The following is a 16643-nucleotide window of genomic DNA, read 5'->3' as shown; positions in this document are numbered from 1 at the left end:
ATTGGGTGGCGCTCCACGCCCCCCTCCGGAACACTCCAAAACCATGCCCACACCACCCCCCACCGGCCCTCTTGTCACCCGGGACACCCTCGCGCACCAGCTTCACCTGCTGGGTGTCAAGACCGGCGAGACCCTCCTCGCACACACCTCGCTCAGCTCCCTCGGCTGGGTGAACGGCGGAGCCGTGGCCGTCGTCCAGGCCCTCCTCGACGCCCTCGGCCCGGACGGCACCCTGGTGGTCCCCACCCAGACCGGCGACCTCTCGGACCCCGCGGTCTGGCAGAACCCGCCGGTGCCGAAGGAGTGGTGGGAGACGATCCGGGCCACCATGCCGCCGTACGACCCCCGGACCACCCCCACCCGCGGGGTCGGCGTGATCCCCGAGACCGTGCGGACCTGGCCCGGTGCCCTGCGCAGCGCCCACCCGCAGACCTCCTTCGCGGCCGTCGGCCCCCGCGCGGCGGAGCTCCTCGACGGTCACGCCCCCGACTGCCGGCTCGGCGAGCACAGTCCGCTGGCCCGCCTGGAGAAGCTGCACGCGCGCGTGCTCATGCTCGGCACCGGCTACGCCACCTGCACCAGCTTCCATCTCGCCGAGTACCGGATCCCCTCCCCGCGCGCCCGGGTCGGCCGCCCCGCCCCAGGCGGCTGGGAGGAGGTCACCGAGGTGGCCATCACCTCAGACCGCTTCGACGAGCTGGGTTACGACTTCGAACGCGACCGCCCGGTGGTCGTCCGCGGCCCGGTCGGCGCGGCCGATGCCCGGCTCTTCCCGGTGGCGGAGGCGGTGGCCTACGCCGAGCGGTGGCTGGCCGTACACCGACCCCGTGAGGAGGAGATCTAGTACCCGGCCGTCCGGGTGACGCCGGCCGTCCTTAGACTCTGTCACCATGCGAAGTGAGTCCGTGGTCCAGGTGCGGGACCTGGTGAAGCGGTACGGCACCAAGACCGCCGTGAACGGCCTCGATCTGGTCGCCGAGGCGGGCGTGACCGCCGTCCTCGGCCCCAACGGGGCGGGCAAGACGACCACGATCGAGACCTGCGAGGGGTACCGCAGGCCGGATTCCGGCACGGTGCGCGTCCTGGGCCTCGATCCCGTACGGCAGTCCGCCGAGCTGCGCCCCAGAGTCGGCGTGATGCTCCAGTCCGGGGGCGTCTACTCGGGCGCCCGCGCCGACGAGATGCTGCGGCACGTGGCGAAGCTGCACGCGCATCCGCTGGATGTGGACGCGCTGATGGAGCGGCTGGGCCTCGGCAGCTGCGGCCGGACGTCGTACCGCCGTCTCTCCGGCGGCCAGCAGCAGCGCCTCGCGCTCGCCATGGCCGTGGTCGGACGCCCGGAACTGGTCTTCCTCGACGAACCGACGGCGGGCCTCGACCCCCAGGCCCGCCACGCCACCTGGGACCTCGTCCGGGACCTGCGCGCCGACGGCGTCTCGGTCATCCTCACCACGCACTACATGGAGGAGGCCGAGCAGCTCGCCGACGACGTCGCCATCGTCGACGCCGGCCGGGTGATCGCCAAGGGCTCCCCGGAGGAGCTGTGCAAGGGCGGCGCCGAGAACACCCTGCGCTTCACCGGCCGCCCCGGCCTCGACGTCGGCTCGCTCCTCAAGGCGCTGCCGGCCGACTCCACGGCCGCCGAGCTGACCCCGGGCTCCTACCGGGTCGTCGGCAAGGTCAACCCGCAACTGCTGGCCACGGTGACCTCGTGGTGCGCCCAGCACGGCGTGATGCCCGACCGCATCTCGGTGGAGCGGCACACGCTGGAGGACGTGTTCTTGGAGCTCACAGGCAAGGAGTTGCGCTCATGATTCCGGCTCGCACGGCAATCGGCCGGAGGTCCGGGGGTTGTCCCCCGGGAGGGCACAGTCTGGAGCTCACGGGCAAGGAGCTGCGCTCATGACCACCGCGACCGATACCGGCACCGGCACCTACACCCCCCGGCCGGGTGCCGCCCCGCTCCCCCGCATGATCGCGACGCAGGCGGCCCTGGAGACGAGGATGCTGCTCCGCAACGGCGAGCAGCTGCTGCTGACGGTGGTGATCCCCACCCTCCTCCTCGTGCTCTTCAGCTCGGTGGACGTCGTCGACACGGGCTCCGGCAAGGCGGTCGACTTCCTGACCCCGGGCATCCTCGCCCTCGCCGTCATGTCCACGGCCTTCACCGGCCAGGCCATCGCGACCGGCTTCGAACGCCGCTACGGGGTCCTGAAGCGCCTCGCCTCCTCCCCGCTCCCCCGCTGGGCCCTGATGACGGCCAAGACCGCGTCGGTCATGGTCACCGAGATCCTCCAGGTGATCCTCCTGACGGTGATCGCCTTCGCCCTCGGCTGGTCCCCGCACGGCAACCCCGTCGCCGTGCTCCTCCTCCTGGTCCTCGGCACGGCCGCCTTCTCCGGCCTCGGCCTCCTCATGGCGGGCACACTCAAGGCGGAGGCGACGCTGGCGGCCGCCAACCTGGTGTTCCTGCTGCTGCTCGTGGGCGGCGGGGTCATCGTCCCGCTGGACAAGTTCGGCGGGGCCCAGTCGGTCCTCGGCCTGCTGCCGATCTCCGCACTGTCGGACGGGCTGCGGGACGTGCTGCAGCACGGGGCCGGGATGCCGTGGGGAGACCTGGGGATTCTGGCGGTGTGGGCGGTGGTGGGGCTGGGGGCGGCCGGGAGGTTCTTCCGCTGGGAGTGACAGACCGACGGTCGCGGAGTGAAAGCCGCCGCTGGGCCACGTGAGTGACGTTCGCGCCCAGCGGGAAAGGACGCTCCGTGTACGAGTCGGCGGAACTCCCCAGTGCTCTGCAACCGTTGCTGCACGACGTCGTGATGTGCGTCGCGGCCCCGGCCTTCGTGGCATCGCCGCGGGACGGACAACTGCGCGGCCTCCGGGCCGAGGGCTTCTACGGTCACGACCGGAGGCTTCTGCACACGGTCTGTCTGCTGATCGACGGACGCGAGCCCGAGCCGATCGGCGTACAGCCACTGGGCCCCGACCGGGTGCGCTTCACCTCGGTCCACCGCTATCAGGGCGACCCGACCGACGATCCCACGCTCATCGTCGAGCGGGTGCGGGTCGCGGGCCGGGGCGAGTTCATCCAGCTGCGAAACGTCGGTACGGTCACCCGTTCCCTCCGCCTCGAACTGGCGCTGGCGACCGACCTCGCGGACATCGCCGACGTCAAGCGGGGCCGTCCGACGCCCACGGTGCCGTGCACCGCCTCCGGGGGCGGCGACGGTCTGCGCTGGCAGACCCCGGCGGGCCTCGCCGAAGTCCGTGCCGCGGGCGAGCCCGGGGCACCGGAGGTCACGGACGGGCCGGAGGGCGGCACCTTCGCCTGGCCCCGGATCGTGCTGCGGCCGGGCGAGGACTGGCACACCCAGGTCAGCGTGACCGGAGGCGCGGTCCCCACGCCGCCCGGTCACCCCGGCGCCCCGCGCTCCCCGGCCCCCTGGGCCGAACCCCGGATGACGGGAGACCCACGGCTGGTGGCACTGGTCCGCCGGGGCCTCGACGACCTGGGGGCTCTGCGGCTGGCCGATCCGGAACGCGGCACGCGAACGGCGGGCGGCGCCGAGGACCAGTTCATCGCGGCGGGATGTCCCTGGTACCTGACGTTGTTCGGCCGCGACTCGATCTGGTCGGCGCGCATGATGCTGCCCCTGGGCACGGATCTGGCCCGCGGCACCCTGTGGGCCCTCGCCCGCCGCCAGGGCACGGCCCACGACGTGTTCCGCGAGGAGGCACCCGGCCGCATCCTCCACGAACTGCGCCCGGCCGACGCCGAACACGGTCACGGCCTGCGCCTTCCCTCCCGCTACTACGGCTCGGTGGACGCGACCCCGTTGTTCGTGTCGCTCCTGGTGGACGCCTGGCACTGGGGGCTGCCGGGGGACGAGGTGGACGCGCTGCTGCCGTACGCCGAGCGCGCCATGGAATGGGTGCTGGAGACCTGTGCCGGGGACGAGGACGGGTTCCTGCGCTACTACCCACGGGCAGGCGGCCTGCGCCACCAGTCGTGGAAGGACAGCGAGGACGCCGTCCGGGACGCGACCGGCCGCCGGATCGAGCCGCCGCTGGCGCTGTGCGAGGTGCAGGGGTACGCCTACCAGGCGGCGACGGGGCTGGCCGAGCTGCTCGCGGCGCGTGGCCGTCACGACTCGGCCGTGCGGCTGCGTACCTGGGCGGACGCGCTGCGCAAGAGCTTCGCCGACGCCTTCTGGCTGTCCGCGCGGCACGGTCCGGCGCCTCGGTACGTGGCGATCGCCATCGGCCGGGGCCTGGAGCCGGTCAGCGGACCCGCGTCCAACATGGGCCAGTTGCTGTCCACCGGCATCCTGGACGCCGGCGGCTGCCAGGACGTGGCGGCATGGCTCGCGTCGCCCGAACTGAACTCCGGCTGGGGGCTGCGCAGCCGCTCCTCCGCGCTGCCCGGCTTCAACCCGCTGAGCTACCACAACGGTTCGGTCTGGACGCACGACACCGCGATCGCGATCCAGGGCCTGTCCGCGGCGGGCCGCCACGAGGAGGCGTACGCCCTGACGACGGGCCTGCTCGACGCGGCGAGCCACTTCGGGTACCGGATGCCGGAACTGTACGGCGGCGACAGCCGCACACCGGGAGCTCCCGCTCCGCTCGCCTATCCCGCCGCCTGCCGTCCGCAGGGCTGGTCAGCGGCCACAGCAGTCGCTCTGCTTTCCGCTCTGCTCGGACTGTATCCGAACGCGGCACAGCGCACCTTGTTCGTACGGCCCATGGCCAGGCCGCATCCTCTCTCTTTGTATGTTGACGGACTGCGGCTGGCTGGGCGGGATTTACAGATTCACGCTGACGGCAAGGGGGCGGTGGAAGTGCAAGGGATCCCTTCCGGGTGGTCATTTTCGACAGGAGGATCATGAGTTTTCCGTCACCGGCGGCAGCGGCAGCCATGATCCGCAAACTGTCCTTCTATTCAGCGGTGCAGGCCGTCAGCGTCGTGGCGCCCGGCCTATGCGCCGCCACAGCGGGCCTTGCTGCTCTGCTCCATGTACAGCATCCTCATCGCCTGTGGCCCTACGTCGTGGCCGAGACAGCCTCCATCTCCACCCCGCTAGCAATCGTCCTGGGCATGAATTTACTGGCCCTGAGCTTCATCGTCGGCTACATATTCCGAGGACTTGCCTTCTGGATGGTCGGAATAATCGAGAAGACTCCCGACTCGGACGAGTTCACGGCGCAACTCAAGCGGATATGCGGTGAGCAAACCATCGACAACTGTTTCCACGCATACCCTCAACTCGCACACTTCCTAAGAAACGGCGAGCCGGACAGTGCGTCTCGATACCTATATCGCGCAGCCGGCCATCGGAACCAATACCGACTCCTCGCTCTCGACTACTGCAAGGACCGCCTGCGCGAGAAGTCTCCCATCCTGGCCGTGGATAACAATGAGGCGGAGATCAACCTCCTCACATCATGCCTCTTTCCTGTGTTGTTCGTCTCCATCGACATCATCTGGATCGGAGACTTCCCGCTGGCCGTGAACATCCTCGCGGCACTTGGCTGCGCGGGAACCTGGGTGGGGATGCTGCAGTCCATCATCCGACTGCGTACCACCGAGAGCGTGTCCGCAGTAATCAACCTGGCCTACACCGTTGGTGTCCCCCCACCACCCCGCCCGCTGGCGCCGATGGCCGATTGATGCCAGTACTCTTCGATCATTGGCCACAAGTAGACGCGCTCCATGTCAAACCGGCGCAGGACGTGCTCACGCGATCGGGCTCCCATCTCCCGGGCAAGCCCCGGCTGGCCGAGAAGTAGCGCGACACGGTCGGCCAGTTTGTGAGAATTCCGCTCCGGAACCAAGAAGCCGACCCTTTCGTCCAACCTGATCCCCTCGGCAAGGCCGCCCATTCGGGAGGCCACCACCGGTCGGCCCGCGCACATCGCCTCCAGGGGCGCGAGGCCCATCGGTTCGTCGAACACCGAAGGATAGAGAACCACCGAGGCGACTTCGTACAGTTCACGCATCTGACTGGAATCGGCATGAACGAATTCGACATAGTCCTTCAAGCCCAGTACGGCTATCTGCTCCTCGAGCAAGTGACGGAACCCGCTTGCCTCATGATGGAAGTCAACCGTGCTGGAGGGGTCCGTAAGCGTCAGCCGCGGCGTAGGGTGGCCCATCTTTTGGTCTATGAGATGACGCAAGGCCGCGACTGCAAACATCGCTCCCTTGTCCGGGATGAGCCGCGCCGGCAGCAGCACGCGCCCGGGTTCCTGACGCCCGCCCGCCACGGGTACCTCAAGATATTCTCTCGTATCGATACCCAGGTATCGACACTCAGCGTTCACTCCCAGTCGAGATCGACAGACCTGGGTCAGAAATTCGGACACCGCGTAGTGCCGGTCCCAGCCTCGACAAGATTCCACCGCTCGCGCGTTCTCCCCCTCCTGCCGCCACCAAACACTGTGATACGTATGCAATAGCCTCAGCCCGAGTTCATCTCTCAGCTCACTGAGTGCACAGGCTGGCGCGGAAGAGAAGTGGTGCAGATTGTGTCCATGCACCAGCCGAATTGCAGTACCGCCGGTTCCCGCGTCTGCCATAAGACACTTTCTGAACCAGTCCTTTAGCGGTGGTTCACCAGTAGGCGGCGGCCCCTCACTGGAAAGATCCAGCGCCGAATGATACTCGACGCGAATTCCCTGGCATGGAACAGCAGGCGCGGGAGTTCCAGTGAGAACGGTGACGTCAACCCCATATTCCGCGAGAAACCGAGAGTAGTCCCATAGATGTGATTCCACTCCGCCCACGCACGGCGGAAATGCCCAATGGACTAACGCTACACACAGTTTCTTCTCTCTGCCTCGGTCTCTCTCCATCGATCCCGCTACACCTCCGAATTCCCAACCACGAGGCCGCAGATGATGCCATGGCCGCACAGGGACTGCCTGGCTATGGTGGGGTCACCTCCGCACGCACAGCGTCGCAGGACAGCAAGAAGCAGACAGCATTCATGGGGAAGTCGAACGGCTTCGGGGGAACCACATGCGCGCCTGGGTGATCACTGTCTCCGCCGGTGCGGGAACCGGAACGACCGCGTTCGTCGCGGTGGCCGTGAAGGCCGCCGACTCCGAGGGCGCGCTGCTGTGGTGGCTGTCCGTGGGTGCGGGGCTGATCGCGGGCCTGGCCGGCGGCATCGCCGCGCAGGTCGCCCGCAGGCCCGGCCCGGATCTCCTGCCGGACGTGCCGACGAGCTCGCTCCAGGGGCCACCGCACAACCTGCCCGTTCTCAGCATGTACTTCACGGGCCGCGCCGCCGAGACCGAACGCATCGTGGGTGTGCTGCGGGGACCGGTCCGCGGGCGCCGGCGGGACGAACGGCCCGTGCCCCGGGTCTGTGTCCTGTACGGGGCGACCGGTGCCGGCAAGTCACAGCTCGCCGTGGCCTACGCCCGTGACCAGTTGGCCCGGCACTCGGTGACCTGGTGGCTCAACGCCTCCGGACCCGACGCGCTGCGCACCGAGCTGCTGGAGTTCGCCCAGTACGTGGGCATCCACGACCAGGAGAGCAAGAACGTCGTCCTCATGAACCTGTGGCGCTGGCTGCGCGACCAGCGCGGCTGGCTGCTCGTCTATGACGGATGGCCCGCCTGCGAGGACGCGCTGCGCAGCCTGTTGCCGTCGGAGGGCGACGGCGAGGTGCTGATCACCACCCAGCAGAACCAGGGGTGGGACGGCCTGCGCGCGAGCCCCATCGAACTCCGGGTCTTCCCGGAGAACGAGGGCATCGAGTTCCTGCGGCGGCGCTTCGGCATCGAACCGAAGGAGGCTTCAGAGCGGGACCTGGAGGCCTGCACCCGGCTCGGCCGCCAGCTCGGCTGGCTGCCACTGGCCCTCGAACAGGCGGCGGCCTCCATCGTCCAGGCGGAGACAACCGTGACGGAGTACCTGCGGGACCTGCCCGGAGGAGCTTCGGCCGAGGACACCTTCCGGCTCGCCATCGCACGTATCTCGGAGGCCTCTCCCGCCGCGGTGGATCTGCTGCGGCTGTGTACGTTCCTCACCTCGGAGGACGTACAGAAGACCACGCTGATGCAGCATCGATCGGTCCTCCCGGCCCGGCTGCGGGCGGTGATGGCCGACCCGGTCACCTTCAACCGCGAGGTCCTGCTGCTGGTGGACCACTCCTTGCTGACCCGCAGCGGCGACTGGCGCGACGGATCCGCCGCCTACGGCATGCACCCACGCGTCCAGACCCTGATCCACGACGGGCTGAGTCTGGCCGAGCGCCTGGAGTGGTCCCAGGCGGCGGTACGGCTCGTGGAGGCGTGCTTCCCGACGACTCCGGACCTGCTGGCGTCCAGGCCGGTGTGCGAGCGGCTGATGCCGCACGTCGAGGCCGTCATCGACAAGCTCGCCTGGGGCGACGACGCCGACGGCGGGCTCGGCGCGTCCCAGGACCCCGAGGCGCTGGCCCGGCTGCTGCACCGCGTCGGCGCCTATCAGGAGCACCGCTGCGACTGGGTGCGTGCCCTGGACTTCTTCGAGCGGGAGGCCGAGCTGCGCGAGATCGGCAACGGCGACCTCCTCGGCCGCGCGACGGCGCGGTACGCAGTGGCCCGCCAGCACTATCTCCTGGCCAGGCTGGACGACGCCGAACGGGAGTGCCGCCGTGCCCTCCGGCTGTGCGACGACCGCGAGGAGGAGGTGTTCCTGCGGTTACGGGCCCACTGCCAGCGACAGCTGGCAGGCATCCTGCGCGAACACAGCCGCTTCTCCGAGGCACTGCGCGCGGCCCGGACCGCGGTCGGGATCTACGAAGGTCAGGCATGGCGGGAGGAAAGCCTCGACTGGGCCGTCGCCGAGCAGGAGACCGGGCTGATCCACCGGAGCGCGGGGCGCCTCGCCGAGGCCAGCCGGCACTACCGGCGGGCGGAGGAGCTCATACCCACCCGAGGCAACCAGGAGCCCCCCGACTACACCGTGTTCCGGGCCATGCTCCAGCGCGACCTGGGCATCGTCGCCCAGGACAGAGGGCAGCTGGAACGCGCAGAGGCGATGCTCACCGAGGCCTTGACCGTGTTCGGCGCCCACCGGGGACCGGAGGACTTCGAGACGGCCCAGATCGCCAAGTTCCTGGCGGACGTACTGCGCCGGCGCAGCGAGAGCCACCGGGAGGAGGCGCACCACGGCCTGCGCCTCCGCCGCCGCCGCGACCTCCGCCGCCGGGCCCGCACCGAACTGGACCAGGCCGACCGGCTACTCGGTCCGGTGGTGGAGCTGCACCGCAAACGCAGTGAGGCGGAGGAGCACAAATTCGCGGCCTGCCTCAACAAGCTCGGCTCCTTGCGGCTCGCGCAGGGGCGGCCGGCCGAGGCGCGGCGGACGCTAGAGCACGCCGAGGCCATCTACCTGCGGCGCTACGGCGAGCGGCACTACTACCGCGCCAAGTCCCTGACCCGGCTCGGACCCGTGCTGCGTGCCCAGGGCGACGGTGGCGGCGCGGAGCGCGTGCTCCGGGAGGCGGACGGGATCTTCCGGGCGGCCCTCGGTGACGACCACCCCGCTCTGATGGCAGTGTGCGAGCATCTGTCCGACTGCGCCTCGGACCGTGGTAACCACGAGGAGGCCGACCGGCTCAGGCGCGAGGCGGACCGCATCCGCCGGTTGCTCTGACCCACTGTGACCCCGACCCTCGTGAACGCATGCACAAGCGGCCCCCTACCATTGTGCCCGTGCCAAAGCTGACCCCCACCGACCTCGTAGCGGCGCTGCGCAACCCGCTCGCCTTCATCGCCGATCGCTGGACGCCGGATCCCCGGACGGTCCGGCGGGCGGCGTTCGCCGCGCTCGTCATGTCGGTGGTGATCGTGGTCACCGGCGGTGCGGTGCGGCTCACCGGCTCCGGCCTCGGCTGCCCGACCTGGCCCGAGTGCACCGACGGCTCGCTGACCCCGACGACCGCGCTGAGCTATCACAGCGCCATCGAGTTCACGAACCGCATGCTGACCTACGTGCTGTGCGCCGCGGTCGGCTGGGCGATCATCGCCGCGCGGTCCCAGAAGCCGTACCGGCGCGGTCTGACCCGGCTGGGCTGGGCGCAGTTCTGGATCGTGATGAGCAACGCGGTCCTCGGCGGCGTCGTGGTGCTCGTCGGCCTCAACCCCTACACCGTCGCCGCGCACTTCCTGCTGGCGACGGCCCTCATCACGGTCGCCGCCCTGATGTGGCAGCGCACCCGGGAGGGCGACGGCGAGCCGCGTCCGCTGGTCGGCACGGCCGTGCGGCAGCTGGTGTGGGCCCTGGTGGCCGTGACGCTGGTGCTCATCGCCGCGGGCACGGTGGTGACCGGCGCGGGACCGCACCCGGGCGACTCCGGTGACGTCGAGCGCATCGACGTCAGCTGGTCGGGCGTCGCCGAGCTGCACGCGGTCTTCGCCTGGATCGTGGTGTCGCTGACCTTCGCTCTGTGGTTCTTCCTCAAGGGCGTCGACGCGCCCCAGGGACCGCGGGACCGCGTCCGCGACCTGTTCCTGATCCTGCTCGGTCAGGGCGTGATCGGGTACGTCCAGTACTTCACGCACCTGCCCACGGTCCTGGTCGGCCTGCACATGTTCGGCTCCTGCCTGGTGTGGATCGGCGTGCTGCGGGTCCTGTTCTCCCTGCGGGAACGTGCCGACGTGGCGGCCGACGCCGGCCTGCCCGCTCAGTCGTACGAAGCCGAACCCGACGCCGAACCCGACGCCGAAACCGACGCCGAAACCGACGCCGACGCCGTGAGCGCGTCGATCGCCGGGCCCAAGTAGTCCCGGGTCAGCCGGGCGCGGCGCGTCGTCCACTCCTCCGTGGGCGGCGCGGGGTCGTCGTAACGGCGGCTTCGGATGTCGTCGACGACCTCGGCGGGGGCGCCCAGGCCGGGCAGCAGGTCCAGCGCCTCGCGTTTGGAGATCAGCCGGCCCTCGCGGACGGTGACGGTGGCGCGGGCGAAGGTGATCAGGCCCAGGTCGACCCAGACGTCCTGGGTCCACAGCGGGGCCTTGTCGACGACGGGCCGCCAGTAGTCCCGCTGGTCGCGGACGACGAAGTCGCCGAGTTCCCGGTCCGTCACCGGTGGCAGCAGCCCCGCGGGCTCCTGGCCGTACAGCACCCGTCCGAAGGCGTGCAGCTCACGCCGGGTCACCAGACCGACCGGCCGTTTGAACAGCTGCTCGTACGCCCAGGTCAGATGGGACCGGGCGGGGTCGGCCGCGGTCGACGGGGTCAGATAGGTGCAGTGCAGGACGGTGGCCAGCGGGAGCGTGCGCAGCCGGGCGTGCACGACGGCGACCTTCCATACGACGGCCGGGGTCACCGGGCCCGGCAGCACCACGATCAGGTCCAGGTCGCTGCGGCCCTCCTGATAGTCGTCGCCCGCGGCGAGCGAGCCGTGCGCCCACACGGCGACGGGGTCCAGGGCCGACAGCTCACGGACGAAGCGGCTCAGTAACGTCTCGGTGTCCACGCGCCCAGTCTGTACAGCTCACTCCAGCCCGTACACCCGTTTCGCGTTTCCCGCCGCGATCATCCTGGCCACGCGTTGTGCGTCCCCGAGGGACCACGCGTCCGCGGCGACCCAGGTGCCCAGCACCCGCGCGAGGGACTCGCGGAAGAGGCGGGCGCCGACCACGTGCAGCTCGGGCAGGCCGTGGGCGCCGCTGGAGAAGAGGATCTTGCCGAAGGGGGCCAGTTCCAGGATCTCGGCGAGGATCGTGGCGGCGCGGGCGCCGGTGCGGACCAGGGCCGCGCCCGAGTCGGCGTAGACGTGCGGGAAGACGCCGGCGAGATGGGCGGCATGGCGGTGGTACGGGTATCCGTGCAGGAGGACCAGGTCGGTGCCGAGGCCGGCGGTCGCGCGGACGAAGTCGGTGAGCAGGACCGGGTCGGTGCGGTCGATCCGGGCGCCGGGCTCGCCGAGGCCCGCGTGCAGCTGGAGCGGCAGGCCGGAGGCCACGGCGATCCAGAGCAGGTGCCGCAGCAGGACCGGGTCGGTCAGCTCGCCGCCGACCGGGCGGGCCGCCAGCCAGCGGCCGGCCGCGCCCCTCACCTCACCGGGGCCCGGGGGTTCGGGGGCCAGGGCCAGGCCGTGGCGGAGACCGGCGACGGAGGTGAAGGCGACCGCGTTCGCCGCCGCGCCGTGCACCGACTCGGCGAGGTTGGCGAGGAAGGACTCGACGGTGCCGGAGGTGTCGGCGACCTGCTCCGCGAGCAGTTCCAGACGGACGATCTCGCGGGCCTCCGCGTCGCCGGTCGAGGCCATCTCGGTGGGGCCCGTGAGGTCGCCGGGGAGGCCGGTGTCGACGAGGTAGGTGGTGATGCCGCTGCCGCGCAGGAGACGGCGGCCGGCCTCCAGGACGCCGAGTTCGCGGCGCCGGGCCAGGTAGCGGGCCGGCGCGCAGTGGGGTTCCAGGCCGAGGAGCGGGGGGCACCAGCGCCGTACGGCGAAACCGGTCTGGGTGTCGAAGAGGGTGGTGCCGGCGGCCGGGGGGCCTTCGGTGCGGGCGAGCTGGGCCTCGAAGGTGCCGAGGCCGAGCTCGGTGCGGAGCACTCCGTGGCAGTACTGGTCCACCAGGTTCGGCGTCTCGATCATCCGGGCTCCCGTGTGGACGGCTGCATGTCCGTCTTAACGGGTGAACGGGGATGGAGGTCGCGGTTCAGCTCGGGAGTACCGGTTGTGTGGCGACCGCGGGTCGTCCGTGGTTGATCGCGCCCACGCGGCGGAGCCGCACATCGATACCGCCCCGCGCCCCTTTGGGGTGCGCTGTTCAACCGCCGATCTGAATGCCCGCCATCCGCTTCCACTCGTAAGGCCCCGTCGTCACCTTCGCGGCGAACTCGCCGTCGAAGGACTCGTGGACCGTGATGCCGGACTTGGCGACCGCCTGCTCGGCGATCTCGTACGTCGGGGCCACCAGGTCGCCCCAGCCGCCGTCCTCGCCGACGAGGACGATGCGGGCGCCGCGTTCGCCGATGTAGGCCACCTGGCCCTCCGCGCCGCCATGGGCCTTGGCGAAGGCGCTGATCTCCTTGGCGAGGCGCGCCACCTTGCGCTCGGCCTTCTGGCCGGCCTTCTGCGTGTCAACCTGCTGCGTGTCTGCCATGGACAGGATGCTACTCACGAGTAGATCCACTGGCGAGGGCAGGGCGATGTGATGTGGGCCCGTGCGGTCAGCGCAGGAAGGGGTCGACGGCCACGGCCACGAACAGCAGCGACACATAGGTGATCGACCAGTGGAACAGCCGCATCTCCTTGAGCTTCCCGCCCGTCACCTCCGCCTTCGCGCGGTTCTGCAGCCCGTGCGCCTCCCACAGCCACCAGCCGCCCGCCACCAGGGCGACCAGCGTGTAGAACCAGCCGGTGTAGCCGAGGGGGGTGAGGAGAAGAGAGACGCCGACCATCACCCAGCTGTAGATGACGATCTGCTTGGCCACCACCTTGTTGGAGGCGACGACCGGCAGCATCGGCACGCCCACGCGCGCGTAGTCGTCCTTCACCTTCATGGAGAGCGGCCAGTAGTGCGGCGGCGTCCAGAAGAACATGACGAGGAAGAGGATGACCGGCGCCCACGACATGGAGTCCGTGACGGCCGACCAGCCGATCAGCACCGGCAGACAGCCGGCGATGCCGCCCCACACGATGTTCTGCGAGGTACGGCGTTTGAGGATCATCGTGTAGACGACGACGTAGAAGAGCAGCGCTCCGAGTGACAGCCAGGCGCTCAGCCAGTTGACGGTGAAACCGAACAGCAGTGTGGAGACGACCGCCAGGGTGATACCGAAGGCGAGGCACTCACGCGGGCTGACCATGCCGGTCACCAGCGGACGCTGCGAGGTCCGGTCCATCAGCGCGTCGATGTCCCGGTCGATGTACATGTTCAGCGCGTTGGCGCCGCCCGCCGAGAGGTAGCCGCCGAGGCAGGTGAGCAGCACCAGGGTCAGGTCGGGGACGCCCTGCTGCGCCAGGAACATCACCGGAACGGTGGTGATGAGCAGCAGCTCGATGATCCGCGGCTTGGTCAGCGCCACGAAAGCTTGGACACGGGCCCCGAACGGCCGGTGACTCGGGCTCTCGCTCGCACCGAGTACCCCCGCTGGACGGGATTCGACGGCCGTCACGCACACCCCTGACAGAGACTCCCAGCGAGCCCGGCCGTGTGAACTCACGGTAAAGGCTCGCGCGTACCACGCCACTTTAGACGTTGCCCATACCCCGACCTTCGCGGGGGTGGGGTCGTGTTGGGGGGCGTCTCGGAAGAGGGGCCAGGGGGCTCGGTTGAGCAGTCAGATGAGCGGTTCCGTATTCATGTGCCGAATGCCTTCTCGGCCAGTCGGGAGGCGGATCCCCGAGAGTCCCGGCAGTCTGGAAACACTCGAAAAAATGCACGTCCTTACGGGGGTAGGCTCGACAACGGCCGGTGGGCACCCAGTGCACCGGCAGCCGGTACGGGCGTGTGCCCGAGGACCGGTAACCGAACATGTGGAGAGGAGCCCTGACTCAGGGTGAGCACCAAGCCGACCACCACAGACCTCGACTGGACCGAGTTGGACCAGCGGGCCGTCGACACCGCCCGCGTCCTGGCCGCCGACGCCGTACAGAAGGTCGGCAACGGCCATCCGGGTACGGCGATGAGCCTGGCGCCGGCCGCGTACACCCTCTTCCAGAAGGTGATGCGGCACGACCCGTCCGACCCCGACTGGGTGGGCCGCGACCGCTTCGTGCTGTCCGCCGGTCACTCGTCGCTGACCCTCTACACGCAGCTGTACCTGGCCGGTTTCGGCCTGGAGCTGGAAGACCTCGAAGCCTTCCGCACCTGGGGCTCGAAGACCCCCGGCCACCCGGAGTACGGCCACACCAAGGGCGTCGAGACCACCACCGGCCCGCTGGGCCAGGGTGTCGCCAACGCCGTCGGCATGGCCATGGCCGCCCGCTACGAGCGCGGTCTCTTCGACCCGGACGCGCCGCAGGGCGAGTCCCCCTTCGACCACTTCGTCTACTGCATCGCCGGTGACGGCTGCCTCCAGGAGGGCATCTCCGCCGAGGCGTCCTCCATGGCCGGCCACCAGAAGCTCGGCAACCTGGTCCTGCTGTGGGACGACAACCACATCTCGATCGAGGGCGACACCGAGACGGCCGTCTCCGAGGACACCGTCAAGCGGTTCGAGGCGTACGGCTGGCACGTCCAGCGCATCGCCCCGCAGCCGGACGGCGACCTGGACCCGCACGCCATCTACAACGCGATCGAGGCCGCGAAGAAGGTGACGGACAAGCCGTCCTTCATCGCGATGCGCTCGATCATCGCCTGGCCCGCCCCGAACGCGCAGAACACCGAGGCCGCCCACGGCTCGGCGCTCGGCGCGGACGAGGTCGCGGCCACCAAGCGCGTCCTCGGCTTCGACCCGGAGAAGAACTTCGACGTCGCCGAGGAGGTCATCGCCCACACCCGCCAGGCCGGCGAGCGCGGCGCGGCCGCCAAGGCCGAGTGGGAGAAGTCCTTCCAGCTGTGGCGGGACAACAACGCCGAGCGGGCCGCCGAGTTCGACCGCATCGCCGCTGGCGAGCTGCCCAAGGGCTGGGAGGAGAAGATCCCGGTCTTCGAGCCCGGCAAGGGCGTCGCCACCCGTGCCGCCTCCGGCAAGGTCCTGCAGGCCCTCGGCGCGGTCATCCCCGAGCTGTGGGGCGGCTCGGCCGACCTGGCCGGGTCGAACAACACGACCATCGACAAGAACAGCTCGTTCCTGCCGGCGGACAACCCGCTGCCGGGCGCGAACCCCTACGGCCGCACCATCCACTTCGGTATCCGCGAGCACTCCATGGCCGCGGAGATGAACGGCATCACCCTGCACGGCAACACCCGTGTCTACGGCGGTACGTTCCTCGTCTTCTCCGACTACATGCGCAACTCCGTGCGGCTGTCGGCGCTGATGCACCTGCCGGTGACGTACGTGTGGACCCACGACTCCATCGGTCTCGGCGAGGACGGCCCCACCCACCAGCCGGTCGAGCACCTCGCCTCGCTGCGCGCCATCCCGGGCCTGAACGTGGTCCGCCCGGCCGACGCCAACGAGACCGCGATCGTCTGGCGCGAGATCCTCCGGCGCTACACCAAGGTCTTCGGCAAGGGTGCCCCGCACGGTCTGGCGCTGACCCGCCAGGGCGTGCCGGTGTACGAGTCCAACGAGGACACGGTCAAGGGCGGGTACGTCCTCTTCGAGGCGTCGAGCGGCACCCCCGAGGTCATCCTCGTCGCCACCGGCTCCGAGGTGCACGTGGCCGTCGAGGCGCGCGAGCAGCTGGAGGCCGACGGCGTGCCCACGCGCGTCGTGTCCATGCCGTGCGTGGAGTGGTTCGAGGAGCAGTCGCCCGAGTACCGCGAGAGCGTGCTGCCGTCCTCGGTGAAGGCGCGGGTGTCGGTCGAGGCGGGTATCGGCCTCACCTGGCACAAGTACGTCGGGGACGCGGGCCGCATCGTTTCCCTGGAGCACTTCGGTGCTTCCGCCGACGGCAAGGTGCTCTTCCAGGAGTTCGGCTTCACTGCCGAGAACGTGGCCGCCGAGGCGAAGAAGTCGATCGCCAAGGTCCGGGAATCCATCGCCGCCGCCCAGCGCTGACGCTATATACGACACGTAGGAG

General features: G+C 69.9%; 13 protein-coding genes. 8 read left to right on the top strand and 5 right to left on the bottom strand.

Annotated features, from left to right (window positions below; all coding sequences use genetic code 11):
* The first annotated feature begins 43 nt into the window (after positions 1-43).
* The 5 genes from ACFWPQ_RS06160 (at position 44) to ACFWPQ_RS06140 (ending at position 5671) form a co-directional block, all read left to right on the top strand.
* Positions 44-844 (top strand): aminoglycoside N(3)-acetyltransferase, encoded by an 801-nt coding sequence (locus ACFWPQ_RS06160; protein WP_384030428.1) that lies wholly within the window; start codon positions 44-46, stop codon positions 842-844.
* 46 nt (positions 845-890) lie between these two features.
* The gene (locus tag ACFWPQ_RS06155) at positions 891-1814 is read left to right on the top strand and encodes an ABC transporter ATP-binding protein (protein ID WP_384030426.1); all 924 of its coding nucleotides are present in this window, start codon (positions 891-893) and stop codon (positions 1812-1814) included.
* A gap of 88 nt (positions 1815-1902) precedes the next feature.
* The gene (locus ACFWPQ_RS06150; RefSeq protein WP_384030424.1) at positions 1903-2685 is read left to right on the top strand and encodes an ABC transporter permease; all 783 of its coding nucleotides are present in this window, start codon (positions 1903-1905) and stop codon (positions 2683-2685) included.
* Between the two features lie 77 nt (positions 2686-2762).
* Complete coding sequence (locus ACFWPQ_RS06145) at positions 2763-4889, top strand: glycogen debranching N-terminal domain-containing protein (RefSeq protein ID WP_384030422.1); 2127 nt, start codon at positions 2763-2765, stop codon at positions 4887-4889.
* Positions 4862-5671 carry a hypothetical protein gene (locus tag ACFWPQ_RS06140; RefSeq protein ID WP_384030420.1) on the top strand — a complete coding sequence of 270 codons (810 nt, stop codon included), beginning with the start codon at positions 4862-4864 and terminating at the stop codon, positions 5669-5671. The genes ACFWPQ_RS06145 and ACFWPQ_RS06140 overlap by 28 nt, the downstream gene beginning before the upstream one ends.
* On the opposite strand, the gene ACFWPQ_RS06135 is transcribed toward ACFWPQ_RS06140, so the two are convergent.
* Complete coding sequence (locus tag ACFWPQ_RS06135; protein WP_384030418.1) at positions 5617-6855, bottom strand: glycosyltransferase family 4 protein; 1239 nt, start codon at positions 6853-6855, stop codon at positions 5617-5619. The two genes, ACFWPQ_RS06140 and ACFWPQ_RS06135, sit on opposite strands and share 55 nt — an antisense overlap.
* 166 nt (positions 6856-7021) lie before the next feature.
* Here ACFWPQ_RS06135 and ACFWPQ_RS06130 point away from each other — a divergent pair, with 166 nt between their 5' ends.
* Complete coding sequence (locus ACFWPQ_RS06130; protein ID WP_384030416.1) at positions 7022-9652, top strand: tetratricopeptide repeat protein; 2631 nt, start codon at positions 7022-7024, stop codon at positions 9650-9652.
* A 29-nt stretch (positions 9653-9681) separates the two neighbouring features.
* A complete protein-coding gene (locus tag ACFWPQ_RS06125; RefSeq protein ID WP_384030414.1) occupies positions 9682-10782 on the top strand; it encodes a heme A synthase in 1101 nt (366 codons plus the stop codon).
* On the opposite strand, the gene ACFWPQ_RS06120 is transcribed toward ACFWPQ_RS06125, so the two are convergent.
* The 4 genes from ACFWPQ_RS06120 to ACFWPQ_RS06105 form a co-directional block, all read right to left on the bottom strand.
* Positions 10683-11477 (bottom strand): nucleotidyltransferase domain-containing protein, encoded by a 795-nt coding sequence (locus ACFWPQ_RS06120; protein ID WP_384030412.1) that lies wholly within the window; start codon positions 11475-11477, stop codon positions 10683-10685. The genes ACFWPQ_RS06125 and ACFWPQ_RS06120 overlap by 100 nt on opposite strands.
* 18 nt (positions 11478-11495) lie before the next feature.
* Positions 11496-12602, bottom strand: coding sequence for an amidohydrolase family protein (locus ACFWPQ_RS06115; protein WP_384030411.1), 1107 nt, complete (start codon positions 12600-12602; stop codon positions 11496-11498).
* A 175-nt stretch (positions 12603-12777) separates the two neighbouring features.
* Positions 12778-13113, bottom strand: coding sequence for a hypothetical protein (locus ACFWPQ_RS06110; RefSeq protein ID WP_384030409.1), 336 nt, complete (start codon positions 13111-13113; stop codon positions 12778-12780).
* Positions 13114-13180: 67 nt separating this feature from the next.
* Complete coding sequence (locus ACFWPQ_RS06105) at positions 13181-14134, bottom strand: heme o synthase (protein WP_361284059.1); 954 nt, start codon at positions 14132-14134, stop codon at positions 13181-13183.
* Positions 14135-14512: 378 nt separating this feature from the next.
* Here ACFWPQ_RS06105 and tkt point away from each other — a divergent pair, with 378 nt between their 5' ends.
* Positions 14513-16621 carry a transketolase gene (gene tkt / locus ACFWPQ_RS06100; RefSeq protein ID WP_384030407.1) on the top strand — a complete coding sequence of 703 codons (2109 nt, stop codon included), beginning with the start codon at positions 14513-14515 and terminating at the stop codon, positions 16619-16621.
* Positions 16622-16643: the final 22 nt, after the last annotated feature.

The organism is Streptomyces sp. NPDC058464 (assembly GCF_042721035.1).
GTDB lineage: Bacteria > Actinomycetota > Actinomycetes > Streptomycetales > Streptomycetaceae > Streptomyces.
This window is presented reverse-complemented; position numbering and strand designations above follow the sequence as displayed.

What these genes read in the sequence shown, in the direction of transcription:
- ACFWPQ_RS06160 (WP_384030428.1), top strand. Translation starts at nt 44, where the DNA reads ATGCCCACACCACCCCCCACCGGCCCTCTTGTCACCCGGGACACCCTC.
- ACFWPQ_RS06155 (WP_384030426.1), top strand. Translation starts at nt 891, where the DNA reads ATGCGAAGTGAGTCCGTGGTCCAGGTGCGGGACCTGGTGAAGCGGTAC.
- ACFWPQ_RS06150 (WP_384030424.1), top strand. Translation starts at nt 1,903, where the DNA reads ATGACCACCGCGACCGATACCGGCACCGGCACCTACACCCCCCGGCCG.
- ACFWPQ_RS06135 (WP_384030418.1), bottom strand. Translation starts at nt 6,855, where the DNA reads ATGGAGAGAGACCGAGGCAGAGAGAAGAAACTGTGTGTAGCGTTAGTC.
- ACFWPQ_RS06130 (WP_384030416.1), top strand. Translation starts at nt 7,022, where the DNA reads ATGCGCGCCTGGGTGATCACTGTCTCCGCCGGTGCGGGAACCGGAACG.
- ACFWPQ_RS06125 (WP_384030414.1), top strand. Translation starts at nt 9,682, where the DNA reads ATGCACAAGCGGCCCCCTACCATTGTGCCCGTGCCAAAGCTGACCCCC.
- ACFWPQ_RS06115 (WP_384030411.1), bottom strand. Translation starts at nt 12,602, where the DNA reads ATGATCGAGACGCCGAACCTGGTGGACCAGTACTGCCACGGAGTGCTC.
- ACFWPQ_RS06110 (WP_384030409.1), bottom strand. Translation starts at nt 13,113, where the DNA reads ATGGCAGACACGCAGCAGGTTGACACGCAGAAGGCCGGCCAGAAGGCC.